Raw genomic sequence first — 13,544 nt, 5'->3', positions numbered from 1 at the left:
GGTCAGACGGATGCGCCGCGCATGACGCGCGCGTGCAGGGGGTTGAAGCCCATGCGGTACACCAGGTCGGCAGGCGCCTCGATGTCCCACAGGGCCAGGTTGCAGTCCAGGCCAACCGCCAGCCGGCCGATGCGCTCATGGCGGTCCAGTGCACGCGCTGCTTCACGGGTGAAGCCGGCAATGCACTCGGCCACGGTCATGCGGAACAGCGTGGCGGCCATGTTCATGGCCAGCAGCGGGCTGGTCAGCGGCGAGGTGCCCGGGTTGGAATCGGTGGCCAGCGCCAGCGGCACCCCGGCGGCGCGCAGCGCGGCAATCGGGGGCAGGGTGGTATCGCGGGTGAAATAGAACGCGCCCGGCAGCAGTACCGCCACGGTACCGGCGGCGGCCATCGCGGCGATGCCGTCGGCATCCAGGTGTTCGATATGGTCGGCCGACAGCGCCCCATGGCGTGCAGCCAGGGCGGCGCCATGCTGGTTGCTGAGTTGCTCGGCGTGGATCTTGATCGCCAGTCCATGCTGTTGCGCGGCCACGAAGACCTGCTCGGCCTGCGCGGTGCTGAAGGCGATGTTTTCGCAGAACACGTCCACCGCTTCCGCCAGGCCCTGCGCGGCCACCGCCGGAATCATGACGTTGCAGACCTCGTCGATGTACTCCTGCGCCTCGCGCCCCGGCGGAATCGCGTGCGCGCCGAGGAAGGTCGGCACGATCTCGACCGCACGCCGCTGGCCGAGCTCGCGGGCTACGCGCAGCTGCTTGGTCTCATCGTCCAGGCTCAGGCCGTAGCCGGATTTGATTTCGACCGTGGTGATGCCTTCGGCCAGCATCGCGTCCAGCCGCGGCAGGCTGGCGGCCAGCAATTGGGCTTCGCTGGCCGCACGCGTGGCGCGCACCGTGGAGACGATGCCGCCGCCGGCACGGGCGATATCGGCATAGCTCACCCCCTGCAGGCGCTGTTCGAATTCGCCGGCGCGGTTGCCGGCGTAGACCAGATGGGTGTGGCAATCGATCAGGCCCGGGCTGATCCAGCGCCCGCCAGCGTCGATGCGCTGGGCCGGCTGCAGGTGTGCCTCTGAACCGGCTGCACCCACATGCACGATGCGCCCATCGGTGGCCGCGATCACACCGTCCTGGATAATCCCCAAGTCCGGGCCATCGACGGTGATCAGGTGGGCGTTGTACCAGAGGGTGTCACAGTGCATGGCAGCAACCACATCGGCTTATATGTCTATACAATATAGGCGCCACTTCCGGGATGTCCAGTGATGCCAGCCACCCCCGTCTCCGCTCTGACGCCGCCGCTCGTTTTCCATGCCGCCCGCGCGCTGTTGCCGCAGGGCTGGGCCCGCGATGTGCGCATCGTCTGCGCCAACGGCACGCTGGCCGAGGTCAGCGCCGGGGTGCCGGCGCAACCCGGTGATACCGCGCTGGCCATTGCGTTGCCGGGGCTGGGCAACCTGCACAGCCACGCCTTCCAGCGCGGCATGGCCGGGCTGACCGAAATCGGCGGCAACAGCGGTGACAGCTTCTGGAGCTGGCGCGAGCTGATGTATCGCTTCCTGGCGCACCTGCAGCCCGACGCGGTGCAGGCCATCGCCGAGCAGGCCTACGTGGAGATGCTCGAATCCGGGTTCACCCGGGTCGGCGAGTTCCACTACCTGCATCACGCCGCCGACGGCAGCGCGTATGCCAACCGTGCCGAAATGGCCGAGCGCATTGCTGCGGCCGCGCAGGGCAGTGGCATCGGCCTGACCCTGTTGCCGGTGTTCTATGCGCACGCCGATTTCGGTGGCGCGCCGCCCAATCCGGACCAGCGCCGCCTCATCCACGACGTGGACGGCTTTGCCGAGCTGCTGCAGGGCTGCGCCCGCGCACTCCAAGGCATGGACGACGCGGTGCTCGGCATCGCTCCGCACAGCCTGCGCGCGGTCACCGGTGATGAGCTGGCGGCGCTGCTGCCGTTGACCACCGGCCCGGTGCACATCCACATCGCCGAGCAGACCCGCGAGGTTGATGCCTGCGTGGCGTGGAGCGGGCTGCGGCCGGTGCGCTGGCTGTATGAACATGCCGCCGTGGATGCGCGCTGGTGCCTGGTGCATGCCACCCATGTGGATGACGATGAAGTGCGCCGCATCCTGGCCAGCCGCGCGGTCGTGGGCCTGTGCCCGATCACCGAGGCCAACCTCGGCGACGGTCTGTTCCCGATGCAGGCCTTCGCGCGGGCCGGCGGCCGGTTCGGGGTTGGCTCGGACTCCAACGTGCTGATCGATGCGGCCGAGGAACTGCGCCTGCTCGAATACGGGCAGCGCCTGCAGCTACGCGGGCGCAACGTGCTGGCCCCGGGCGATGGCCAGTCCAGCGGCCGCTGGTTGTTCGAACAGTCGCTGCACGGCGCCGGCCAGGCGCTGGGCGTGGCCAGCGGGCTGCAGGCGGGCGCGCCGGCCGACGTGGTGGAGCTGGATCCGTCGCATCCGGCGCTGATCGCCCGTGACGGCGATGCCTTGCTTGACAGCTGGGTGTTCGCCGCACGTAATGGTGCGGTGCGTTCGGTGTGGCGCCAAGGTCGCCAGCTCGTCCAGCAGGGCCGTCACCTGCAGCGTGACGCAGTGGCCGCTCGTTTCGCCGATGCATTGCGTACGTTGTTGTCGGCCGGCTGAGTGCCGGTCGCACCCTTCCAGGACTCCCGAGTGACGGGCAAGAAAGCAGAAACCCTCAACCAGCGCATCCGCGCCGAACTGGAAAGCCGCATCCTCAGCGGCCAGTGGCAGCCGGGGTTCCGCATCCCCTACGAGCACGAACTGATGGAGCAGTACGGCTGCTCGCGGATGACCGTGAACAAGGTGCTGACCGCGCTGGCCGAAAGCGGCATGATCGAGCGCCGTCGCCGTGCCGGTTCCTTCGTTGCCCGGCAGCCCCCGCATCTGGAGCAGGTGGCGCTGGAAATCCCCGATATCGCCATGGCCGTGGCCGCGCGCGGGCATGTCTATGGCTACCAGTTGCTGGAGCGGGCCTATCGCCGGCCGCGTGCGCAGGCTGAAGAAGAGATGGCCCTGTCCGGTGGCGAAAAGCTGCTGGCGATCCGCTGCCTGCACCGCGCCGACGGGCGCCCGTTCGCGCTCGAACACCGCCTGATCAGCCCGGTCTGCGTGCCGGAAGTGCTGGACGTGGATTTCGACACCACCGCGCCGGGCAGCTGGCTGCTGCAGAACGTGTCCTGGACGCGCGCCCAGCACCGCATCAGTGCCTGGGGCGCCGACGAGGCGGCTGCCGCGTTGCTGGAGGTCAAGCCGGGGACGGCCTGCCTGGTCATCGACCGGCTGACCTGGCGCGGCGAGCAGCCGATCACCTGCGTGCGGCAGATGTTCCTCGGCGATGCCTGGGACCTGGTGGCGCGCTTCGCGCCCGGCGGGCGCTAGCGGCTGTTACTGCCGTTGCGGGGACCGCCATGCGCGCGGTTCCGAGTGGCCGATCTACCCGTGCTGGGTCACAGCGTGGCGCACTGGCGCCAGCGCACCGGCTCGTCCACGCCCACGCGCGGGTTGAGCTGGATGCGCACCGTGCGCAGTGACGGGTAGCGCTTCACTTCGTTGCAGACCCGCGGCCAGATCGTGTCGATATCGTCGTTGCGGTTCACCGCCAGGGTCTGCCGGGTCAACCAGAACGCGCTGAGCACGCCCGGCTGGGTGGCCAGGGTGCGGGCCAGTTCCTTCTGGTAACGCGCCAGCGTGGCCGGGTCCGGATCGGCGTCGTCGCCGAGGATGCCCGGGGTGCCGGCGGCAGGTGCAGCGGAGGGCGCGGGGTCCGGCGCAGCCGGCGAAAGCGCGGGTTGCGCCGCCACAGATGCGGCAGGCGTGGCCCCAGCGGCACGGGCGGGCGCCTCGGCCTCGGCCACCGTGGCGTGATCCATGCGCGAGGTCAGGTAGCCCATGCCAACCAGCAGCCCCAGCGTCAGCGAGCCCAGTGCGGCAATCGAAATGCGGCGAATCGCCTCACGGCGCGCGGCGGTCTTGACCTGCGATTCCATATCGCCGGGCAGGTAGGGCTGCAGCAGTGGCCACAGCAGGTGCCCGTCCAGCACTTCCACACCCTGCTTCTCGGCGGCACTGCGGCCATCGCGCTCGACCATGCCCTCGGTGATCAGGATGCCGCCGCGGGCGCCAGCCAGCCGCGCGGCGGCGCCCAGCTCATTCACCGCCGCCGTGCCGATCCGGTACGCGCGGCCGTGCTTGCACGACAGCAGCCAGCGCTGCTGCTGGTCGTCCCGCATCAGGAAATCGCTGCGCGGTTCGCGGCTGTCGTCCACCTCGCCGGGCACGTCCTGGAGGCCGCGCTGCTCGCGCATGGCACGCCGCACGATCTCGGAAAAGTCACGCCAGTGCATGCCTGCCAGGGCATTGAGGCCCAGCCGGGTCTCCTTGCGGCGGCGCTTCACCAGCCAGAACCAGGCGGTGCAGAGCGTCCAGACGATGAGGGCCAACAGTAACGCGAGAATCCAGGAGAACATGAGGCGCTGAGGTTGAACGCGGGGGTGCGTAGACAGTTTATATGCGCTGGCGGGCGTCTGCGGAACGTCATCAATGCAGGTCCAGCGGCACCGCGTGCGTACCCGGTGACAGGCGTCTCAGTTTGTCAGGCTGTCGGGCACAAAAAACCCGCCAATCCATAGCCGTGAGGGGAGGGAACAAACGGCGCAACAGCGATTGGCGGGTCGATTCCGATTGTCAACAAAGCGGTGCTGCTTTGCAACATTCGGTGGAGTCGGGGTGGGGCGGCAGTCAGGCGCCGCCCGGAGACTGGTGGCTGCCCGGAGCCGGGTCGGCATTGGGGGAGTTGTTGCGCGACTCGGCCCGGTTGACCCGCGCGTTCAGCGCATCGATCCGCGCATTGAGCGCGGCCACGTCTTCGGCCGTGGGGATGTGCAGGCGCTTCAGCACGCCCTGGACACGGTCGTCGAAGGCCTTCTCCACCTTGTCCCAGGTACCGGCGGCCTTTTCGCGCGCTTCGCCCAGGTGTTCTTCCACGTTATCGCGCCAGCGCGGCGCGTCGCCAGCTTCTTCGCGGTTGCGGGCCTCGATGGTCTCGCCTTCCTTCACCAGATTGTCGAAGAAGCGGCTGCCTTCGGCCTGGGCACGGCCAAAGGCGCCGAGCCCGGCCAGCCACACCTGCTGGGCCGAACCGGTCAGCTTGCGCGAGAAGCGTTCGGCCTGTTCCTGCAGCGAGGGCTTGTCGCCGGGGCTGCGCGTATCGCGGTCGTCGAAGTCGTCGTGTGCGGTCATGGGGCGATCCTGTTGATGGACACCCCGGATGCTAATCAGCGCCGGCTTTGCGCGGTGTGATGGCCGGCGCAGCGCGGCGGACGGGGTTCAGCCCAGCTTTTCCTGAAGCACGCGCTGGATCTCACTCTCCACCATGCCCTTCATCGCCGACAGCAGGAAGCCCAGTTTGGCGGTGACCCGCACGGCGCCCGGCTGCAGTTCGATCGCACCGTCCACGCCGGAACCGTTGAAATTCAGCACGTCACCCACCCAGCTGCTCTGCAGCCCGAAGCGCTCGGACAGCTTGGCGGCCACCTCTTCGATCGCCTGGCGCGCGCCATCGGCGGGCAGGGTGTGGGCGTGGCGGATATCGATGTTGGACATGAAGGCTCCTGGCGGGCGGCTGCGGGGAAGGGCGTGCATTGTGCGCATCCTTGCGCGCAACTCCAAGGTCTGCGTCACACTTCTTCTTCGATGACATGCAACCTGCTAGGCTTTCGCCGCGTGCAGAACCTGCTAGTTCACTTCACCCATCGCCAACAGCCCGACCAGCCCCTGCGGCCCGGGGTGCAACGCATCGTGCGCCACGCCTCGGGCAGTGTCCGCCTCAGCAACGACGCGGTCGGCAACCTGTTGCTGGCCCAGTTCTGCCTGGACGACCGCGGCCTGTGGCTGCAGGTGGCCAATGGCATCCGTGGCATCCACGTCAACGGGCGCCCGGTGCGGCGCATGGCGATGCTGCGGGCCGGTGATGCGGTCTACGCCGATGGCGTGGAGATGCTCATCCAGGGCGAATGCGAGGCGGCCAACCAGGCCCCCGTGCGCAGCGACGCCGGCAGCGAAGAGCAGCGCCTGCTACGCGGACTCGGAGGCCAGCACCACGGCCGCAGCTTCACCCTGGACCGCCCGCGCCTGATCGGCCGCAGCGCCGACGCGGACATCGTCGTCGACGATCCGGCCTTCGCCGAGCAGCATGCGCGGCTGGAACTGCACGGCGACCGCGTGCTGCTGCGTGACCTTGGGGCGGGTGAATCAACCCGGGTCAACGGCGTGGCGGTGCGGCATTGCTGGCTGCTGCCGGGCGACCAGCTGGTGTTCGATACCCAGCACCGCTTCGTGCTGGAAGTGCCGCACGACAGCCGCGTGCGCATCGTCAGCGAAGACGAGGATGACCTGCTCGACCTGCCGGCACCGACCGCCGTGCCGGTCAAGCCGCGACGCGTGAGCCGCTGGCCGTGGCTGCTGGCCAGTTCGCTGCTGTTGGCGGCCGTCATCAGCGGCCTGCTGTGGTTCGGGGCACGGTGACGCGTCTGCGGTAGGGCGGCTGTTGGGTGGCTCGGCGCGTGTCCGGCTGGGGGGGCATGGGTTGCCGGCCAGCGGCCGGCACTACCGGAAGGTGGTCGGATAGATTCGTTTGCAACCAAATTTGCCTTGTGCTGCAAGGCCGCAAGCCTGGTGCGCTGCGGCATACTAGGGGTCTTGCCCCATAGGTGTGACATGACGCGCGCGTTCAACTTCAGTGCCGGCCCTGCAACCCTGCCGGAATCGGTCCTGCGCAAGGCGCAGGAAGAGATGTTGGAATGGAATGGCGCTGGCGCCTCCATTGTCGAAATGAGCCACCGCGGCCCGGAGTTCATGGCTGTCGCCGCCCAGGCCGACGCCGATCTGCGCCGTCTGATCGGCATCCCCGATGACTACGCCGTGCTGTTCCTGGCCGGTGGCGCCACCACCCAGCAGGCCCTGCTCGCGCTCAACTTCGCCCAGCCCGGCCAGACGGTGGACTACGTGCTCACCGGGCACTGGGGCAAGACCGCGATCAAGCAGGTCAAGCCCTACGTCAACGTCCACATCGCCGCCAGCAGCGAAGCCAACGGCTTCCACGACATTCCCGCGCGCGACACCTGGCAGCTCTCGGCCGATGCGGCCTACGTGCACATCACCGCCAACGAGACCATCCACGGTGTCGAATTCCGCGATACCCCGGACGTCGGTCAGGTGCCGCTGTTCGCCGATTTCAGCTCGTCCATTGCCAGCGAACCGCTGGATGTCAGCAAATACGGGCTGATCTACGCCGGCGCGCAGAAGAACCTCGGGCCGGTCGGCGTGTCGGTGGTGATCGTGCGCCGCGACCTGCTCGAGCGCAGCGGCCAGCCGCGCGCGGACATCTTCGATTACCGCTCGCACGTGGGCCGCGATTCGATGCTCAACACCCCGCCCACCTGGAACTGGTACCTGGCCGGGCTGGTGTTCCAGTGGATGCTGGCTGAGGGTGGCGTGGAGGAGTTCGCCCGCCGCAACGCCGCCAAGGCCGCGCTGGTCTACGGCGCCATCGACGGCTCCGGCGGCTTCTACCGCAATGGCGTGGTGCCGGCTGCCCGCTCGCGCATGAACATCCCCTTCTTCCTGCCCGATGACACCCTCAACGCGCGCTTCGTCAGCGAGTCCAAGGCCGCCGGCCTGCTCGCGCTGAAGGGCCACGCCGCCGTCGGGGGCATCCGTGCCTCGCTGTACAACGCCATGCCGGTGGAGGGCGCGCAGGCGCTGGCCACCTTCATGGCCGAGTTCCAGCAACGCCACGGCTGAGTCATTCGTTTCGACCGGGGCGCGTGCCGCCCCACTGCACCTGGAATCCCTGATGGCCAAACAACCCGCCAAGCCCGTCGCCAAGGCCAAGCCCGCCACGCCGGCGTCGACCAAGACCAAGGCCACCGCCAAGGCCACGCCTGACGGCAAGCCCGCGTCCACGCCCGAGGCCGCGTTGCCCGCGCCGGTGCTGTCGGACGTGCGCGCCAAGATCGACCACATCGACCGCAGCATCCAGGCGCTGATCGCCGAGCGCGCCAACTTCGCCCACCAGGTCGGCAAGGCCAAGGGCAAGCTCGCCGCCGCGGTGGACTACTACCGTCCCGAGCGCGAAGCGCAGGTGCTGCGCATGGTGGTGGACCGCAACGAAGGCCCGCTCAGTGATGAAGTGCTGGTCCATGTGTATCGCGAAATCATGTCGGCCTGCCTGGCCCAGCAGGAGCCGTTGAAGATCGGCTACCTCGGTCCGGAAGGCACCTTCAGCCAGCAGGCCGTGCTCAAGCATTTCGGGCGCTCGGCGCTGGGCTTGCCGCTGGCCAGCATCGAAGAAGTGTTCCAGGAAGTAGAAGCGGGCAACGCCGATTTCGGCGTGGTGCCGGTGGAAAACTCGGGGCAGGGCACCATCCAGATCACGCTGGACATGTTCCTCACCTCCAACCTGAAGATCTGCGGCGAAGTGGAACTGCGCGTGCAGCAGTACCTGATGTCGCGCAGTGGCCGGCTGGAGGATGTCGAGCGCGTCTACGGCCACCCGCAGTCGTTCATGCAGACCTCCTCGTGGCTGCGCGCCCACCTGCCCAAGGCCGAGAAGATCCCGGTCTCCAGCAACGCCGAAGGCGCCCGCCGCGCGCGCAATGCCGATGACGCCGCCGCCATCGGTGGCGAGAGTGCCGGGCACGTGTACGGCCTGAAGAAGGTGGTGACCAAGCCGATCCAGAATGACGCGGACAACACCACGCGCTTCCTGGTCGTCGGCCGCAACATCTTCCCCAGCTCCGGCCACGACCGTACCTCGGTGCTGGTGTTCATCCACGACAAGCCCGGCGCGCTGTTCGACGTGCTCAGCCCGTTCGCCCGCCACGGCATCAGCATGAACCGCATCGAGTCGCGGCCCTCGCACAACGCCAAGTGGGAATACGGCTTCTTCATCGACCTGGCCGGCCATGTCGAGGACGACGCCATGCAGGCCGCGCTGGCCGAACTCAAGGCGCACTCGGCGCAGATCAAGATCCTTGGCTCTTATCCGGTTGCCATTCCTTGATCCCCGGGGCGTAGCCGCGATGCGCGCTACGCCCGGCCCGGCGCCCCTGCGGCTGCCCAGGCCACTCCCGCACACCGTTGCATCGCCGCCGTGGCGGCCCGTCCCCTAGGAATTTCGATGACTGCTTCTCCGTACTGGATCGCCCACAAGGGCCAGCCCCTGCAGGGCAGCCTGATCATTCCCGGCGACAAGTCCGTCTCGCACCGCTCGGTGATGTTCGCCGCGTTGGCTGATGGCATCTCGCATATCGATGGCTTCCTGGAAGGCGAAGACACCCGCGCCACCGCTGCCATCTTTTCGCAGATGGGCGTGCGCATCGACACCCCGTCGCCGTCGCAGCGCGTGGTGCATGGCGTCGGCGTGGATGGGCTGAAGGCACCGTCGGCGCCGCTGGACTGCGGCAACGCCGGCACCGGCATGCGCCTGCTCGCCGGCCTCCTGGCCGCCCAGCCGTTCGACAGCGTGATGGTGGGCGACGAGTCACTGTCGCGCCGGCCGATGCGCCGCGTCACCGGTCCATTGGCGCTGATGGGCGCGAAGATCGATACCGAAGCCGATGGCACGCCGCCGCTGCGCGTGCACGGCGGGCAGGCGCTCAAGGGCATCGAATTCGCCTCGCCGGTGGCCAGTGCCCAGGTCAAATCGGCCGTGCTGCTGGCCGGCCTGTACGCGGATGGCGAGACCTCGGTCAGCGAGCCGCACCCCACCCGCGACTACAGCGAGCGCATGCTGCGCGCCTTCGGCGTGGACATCGAGTTCTCGCCCGGCAAGGCCCGCCTGCGCGGCGGCCAGCGCCTGCGCGCCACCGATATCGTGGTGCCGGCCGATTTCTCTTCGGCCGCGTTCTTCCTGGTGGCCGCCAGCATCATTCCCGGTTCGGCACTGCGCCTGCGCGCGGTCGGCCTCAACCCGCGCCGCACCGGCCTGCTGGCCGCGTTGCGGCTGATGGGCGCGGATATCAGCGAAGAGAACCACGCCGAGCAGGGCGGTGAAGCCGTGGCCGATCTGGTCGTGCGATATGCCCCGCTGCACGGCGCGGAGATTCCCGAAGCGCTCGTGCCGGACATGATCGACGAGTTCCCCGCGCTGTTCGTCGCTGCCGCCGCTGCGCACGGCAACACCGTGGTGCGCGGTGCCGCCGAACTGCGGGTGAAGGAATCCGATCGCCTCGCGGCCATGGCCACGGGCCTGCGCACGCTGGGCGTGCAGGTGGACGAAACCGACGACGGCGCCACCATCCACGGCGGCGCCGTGCTCGGCAGCGGCACCCTTGAAAGCCATGGCGACCACCGCATCGCCATGGCGTTTGCCATTGCCGGCCAGCTCAGCAATGGCGAGGTGCGCGTGAATGACATCGCCAACGTGGCAACCTCGTTCCCGGATTTCGATGGCCTGGCCACAGGGGCAGGATTCGGACTCCGCCAAGGCTGATCGAGGGAAGGCAGGGTGGAGCCGAGCCATGCTCGGCTGCTCTTCCGCTCTTCCGCTCTTCCGCTCCTCCGCTCCTCCGCTCCGTTTCGTGCGTCGCCTGGCTGCCGAGCATGGCTCGGCACTACCGGTGCTTTGCACCGCATGCGAATTGCCAACGAAAAAGGGAGGCCAATGGCCTCCCTTTTCGTTACGCGTCAACGCAACCGCTTAACGCTCGGTGCGGAAATCCACCGGCACGCGCACCACGCTGGCCACGGCACGACCATTGCTCATGGCCGGCTCGAACTGCCACTGACGCACGGTGTTCAACACCGAACGGTCCAGATCGCGATCGCGCGAACCGGTGCGCTGCACGATATTGGCATCGGTGACATGGCCGCGCGGGTCCACGTTCAAGCTGGCCACCACGCTGCCCTGCACGCCATTACGCAGCGCGGAGGCCGGATAGGTCGGCTTGGTGTTGCTGGCCAGCGGGCGTGCCTCGCGGTTGCGCGCCACCGGCGTGGCCTTGCGCTGGGCGGTAGTGGCCGGGGTGGCCTGTCGTGCAGCCGGTGCCGGCGCAGTCGTGGCTACCGGGGTCTGCGTCGCCGGCAGCATGCGCTCGCCGACCGGTGCAGTGCTGGTGTCATCAGGGTTGGCGTAACGCAGCCAGACCAGCGCGGCGGCAAACATCGCCACGATCAACGCCATCCACATCCACGGCGAAGTGCCGCGACGGGCGGGTTCATCGGTCGCATCGCGCTGGTGCTGCGGCGAGGCGTGCATGTCGTGGGCATGGGTAACACTCATGGCGGACTCCTGGTGTCGTTGTGACAGCCGCAGTCTTGCCCGTGAACGGTTGCGGATGTGTCACCGCAACGTCAACGCGGCGACTGCATTCCCGACGAGGTTCAGCTTGATGAGTCGTTGCCAAATCGCCGCGCGTGACAGCCGCGCGAACGAGGATGGTTGCAGCGCATTACTGCGGCTTGAAGTCGAACGGCACTTCAATGCTTCCCGGCACGGCCTGGCCATTGCTGTGCGCCGGGGTGAAGCGCCAGCGACGCACGGCATCGGAGGCGGCACGATCAAGATCGCGTGAACCGCTGCGCTCGATCACCGTGACATTGGACGGATAGCCCGTGGCATCCACCTCCACGCGCACCACCACCGTACCGGTATCACCGCGACGCAGTGCGGCCGGCGGGTAGCTTGGCGGCGGCGACTGATCGGCGATCGGCTGTGGACGCTCGCCGCCAGCGGCGGGCGCGGCAGGGGCGGCGTCGGCAGGCGGGGCGGCGGCAGCGGCCGGCGGCGGGGGCGGCGCGGTTTCCACCAGCTGCGGCTTCTCCGCATTGGCCGGGAGCGCCTTCGCATCGGGCATGTCGCTGGAGCCGGCCGCGGCGGGCAGGGGCTCGGGCAGCGGCTCGATCTCGGCCACCTGCTGCGGCGTCGCCGCCGGGCCGGCCTTGTAGAACTCGTCGTTGCGGCTGCTCAGCCACACCACCAGAAACAGGAGGATGCCGACGCCAAAGGCGATACCGGCGATCATCAGGCTGCGGCGGGGCAGGTGGAAGGTGATGTTCTTGCCAGACGTAGAGCGGGAAGCGGACATGAGCCATACCGTTGTGAACAGCCCGATTCTGCCACGCCGGCAATGACTGAGGGGTACATGGCGGCGCGCGGGCGGCAGAAATCCGCGTAACAGGCGATAATCCCCCTCCGTACCCGAACCCACCTGCCACCGCCATGCTTGATCCAGCCCTGCTTCGCCAACATCCCGCCGACCTTGCCGAACGCCTGCGCACCTCGCGGGGTTTCGAGCTGGATGTGTCCGGGCTGGAGTCGCTGGAAGCGGACCGCAAGCGCATCCAGGTGCGTACCCAGGAACTGCAGAGCCTGCGCAACAGCCGCTCCAAGGCCATCGGCCAGGCCAAGGCCAAGGGCGAAGACGTCTCGGCGATCATGGCCGAAGTGGCCGCCTTCGCCGATGAGCTCAAGGCCTCGGAAGTGGCCCTGGACGAACTGCGCGACAAGATCGAAGCCATCGCCCTGGGCATCCCCAACCTGCCGGCCGACGACGTGCCCGCCGGCAAGGATGAGACCGAGAACGTAGAACAGAAGCGCTGGGGCACCCCGCGCGCGTTCGACTTCCCCGTGCTCGACCACGTCGAACTCGGCGCCCGCAACCGCTGGCTCGATGGTGAGACCGCCGCCAAGCTGTCCGGTTCGCGCTTCACCGTGCTGCGCGGCCCGATCGCGCGCCTGCACCGCGCGCTGGCGCAGTTCATGCTGGACCTGCACACCGGCGAGCACGGCTATGAAGAAACGAACGTTCCGGCGCTGGTCAACGCCGAGTCGCTGCGCGGTACCAGCCAGCTGCCCAAGTTCGAGGACGACCTGTTCAAGACCGCCGTGGGCGAGTCCACGCGCTACCTGATCCCGACCTCGGAAGTGCCGCTGACCAACATCGTGCGCGATGACATCGTCGACGCCGACCAGCTGCCGCTGCGCATGACCGCCCACTCGCTGTGCTTCCGCGCCGAAGCCGGCAGCGGCGGCCGCGACGTGCGCGGCATGATCCGCCAGCACCAGTTCGAGAAGGTCGAACTGGTGGCCGCCTGCACCCCGGCGCAGAGCGACGAAGAACACCAGCGCATGACCCGCTGCGCCGAAGTGGTGCTGGAGAAGCTGGGCCTGCCGTACCGCAAGGTGCTGCTGTGCACCGGCGACATGGGCTTCTCGGCGATCAAGACCTACGACCTGGAAGTGTGGCTGCCCTCGCAGGACACCTACCGCGAGATCTCCTCGTGCTCCAACTGTGGCGATTTCCAGGCCCGCCGCATGCAGGCCCGCTGGCGCAACCCGGAAACCGGCAAGCCCGAACTGCTGCACACCCTCAACGGCTCCGGCGTGGCCGTGGGCCGGGCGATGATCGCGGTGATGGAGAACTACCAGAACGCCGACGGCAGCATCACCGTGCCGGACGCGCTCAAGCCCTACATGGGCGGCATCGAGACCATCGCCTGAAACGA

General features: G+C 68.3%; 13 protein-coding genes. 7 read left to right on the top strand and 6 right to left on the bottom strand.

What is annotated here, in order from left to right; genetic code table 11:
- Window positions 1-2: 2 nt before the first annotated feature.
- Window positions 3-1,202, bottom strand: a complete 1,200-nt coding sequence (gene hutI, locus NR101_RS02085; protein WP_256774503.1) for an imidazolonepropionase — start codon at window positions 1,200-1,202, stop codon at window positions 3-5.
- A 63-nt stretch (window positions 1,203-1,265) separates the two neighbouring features.
- Here hutI and NR101_RS02080 point away from each other — a divergent pair, with 63 nt between their 5' ends.
- Both NR101_RS02080 and hutC read left to right on the top strand, forming a co-directional pair.
- Window positions 1,266-2,657, top strand: a complete 1,392-nt coding sequence (locus NR101_RS02080) for a formimidoylglutamate deiminase (RefSeq protein WP_256774502.1) — start codon at window positions 1,266-1,268, stop codon at window positions 2,655-2,657.
- Window positions 2,658-2,687: 30 nt separating this feature from the next.
- Window positions 2,688-3,416, top strand: coding sequence for a histidine utilization repressor (gene hutC, locus NR101_RS02075; protein ID WP_256774501.1), 729 nt, complete (start codon window positions 2,688-2,690; stop codon window positions 3,414-3,416).
- 68 nt (window positions 3,417-3,484) lie between these two features.
- On the opposite strand, the gene NR101_RS02070 is transcribed toward hutC, so the two are convergent.
- The 3 genes from NR101_RS02070 to NR101_RS02060 form a co-directional block, all read right to left on the bottom strand.
- On the bottom strand, window positions 3,485-4,504 hold the full coding sequence (locus NR101_RS02070) for a restriction endonuclease (protein WP_256774500.1): 1,020 nt from the start codon (window positions 4,502-4,504) through the stop codon (window positions 3,485-3,487).
- 271 nt (window positions 4,505-4,775) lie between these two features.
- Window positions 4,776-5,276 carry a phasin family protein gene (locus NR101_RS02065; protein WP_256774499.1) on the bottom strand — a complete coding sequence of 167 codons (501 nt, stop codon included), beginning with the start codon at window positions 5,274-5,276 and terminating at the stop codon, window positions 4,776-4,778.
- An 87-nt stretch (window positions 5,277-5,363) separates the two neighbouring features.
- Window positions 5,364-5,639, bottom strand: a complete 276-nt coding sequence (locus NR101_RS02060) for a polyhydroxyalkanoic acid system family protein (protein ID WP_256774498.1) — start codon at window positions 5,637-5,639, stop codon at window positions 5,364-5,366.
- Window positions 5,640-5,759: 120 nt separating this feature from the next.
- On the opposite strand from NR101_RS02060, the gene NR101_RS02055 reads away from it, so the two are divergent.
- The 4 genes from NR101_RS02055 to aroA all read left to right on the top strand — a co-directional run bounded on the left by NR101_RS02055 (window position 5,760) and on the right by aroA (window position 10,530).
- Window positions 5,760-6,560 (top strand): FHA domain-containing protein, encoded by an 801-nt coding sequence (locus tag NR101_RS02055; protein WP_256774497.1) that lies wholly within the window; start codon window positions 5,760-5,762, stop codon window positions 6,558-6,560.
- 192 nt (window positions 6,561-6,752) lie between these two features.
- The gene (gene serC, locus NR101_RS02050) at window positions 6,753-7,838 is read left to right on the top strand and encodes a 3-phosphoserine/phosphohydroxythreonine transaminase (RefSeq protein WP_256774496.1); all 1,086 of its coding nucleotides are present in this window, start codon (window positions 6,753-6,755) and stop codon (window positions 7,836-7,838) included.
- Window positions 7,839-7,890: 52 nt separating this feature from the next.
- A complete protein-coding gene (gene pheA, locus NR101_RS02045; RefSeq protein ID WP_256774495.1) occupies window positions 7,891-9,099 on the top strand; it encodes a prephenate dehydratase in 1,209 nt (402 codons plus the stop codon).
- A 117-nt stretch (window positions 9,100-9,216) separates the two neighbouring features.
- Entirely contained in the window at window positions 9,217-10,530 is a 1,314-nt protein-coding gene (gene aroA / locus NR101_RS02040; RefSeq protein ID WP_256774494.1) for a 3-phosphoshikimate 1-carboxyvinyltransferase, read from the top strand.
- A gap of 207 nt (window positions 10,531-10,737) precedes the next feature.
- On the opposite strand, the gene NR101_RS02035 is transcribed toward aroA, so the two are convergent.
- Both NR101_RS02035 and NR101_RS02030 read right to left on the bottom strand, forming a co-directional pair.
- Window positions 10,738-11,319: an energy transducer TonB gene (locus NR101_RS02035; RefSeq protein WP_256774493.1), complete on the bottom strand. Its 582-nt coding sequence runs from the start codon at window positions 11,317-11,319 to the stop codon at window positions 10,738-10,740.
- 169 nt (window positions 11,320-11,488) lie between these two features.
- Window positions 11,489-12,124, bottom strand: a complete 636-nt coding sequence (locus NR101_RS02030; protein ID WP_256774492.1) for an energy transducer TonB — start codon at window positions 12,122-12,124, stop codon at window positions 11,489-11,491.
- Window positions 12,125-12,258: 134 nt separating this feature from the next.
- Between NR101_RS02030 and serS the strand changes: the two genes are divergently transcribed.
- Window positions 12,259-13,539: a serine--tRNA ligase gene (serS, locus tag NR101_RS02025; protein WP_256774491.1), complete on the top strand. Its 1,281-nt coding sequence runs from the start codon at window positions 12,259-12,261 to the stop codon at window positions 13,537-13,539.
- Window positions 13,540-13,544 lie beyond the last annotated feature (5 nt).

The sequence above is a fragment of the Stenotrophomonas sp. Ste86 genome (genome assembly GCF_024519465.1).
Classification (GTDB): Bacteria; Pseudomonadota; Gammaproteobacteria; order Xanthomonadales; family Xanthomonadaceae; genus Stenotrophomonas.
The sequence above is the reverse complement of the archived record's forward strand: the minus strand, read 5'-3'. Positions and strand labels throughout refer to the sequence as shown.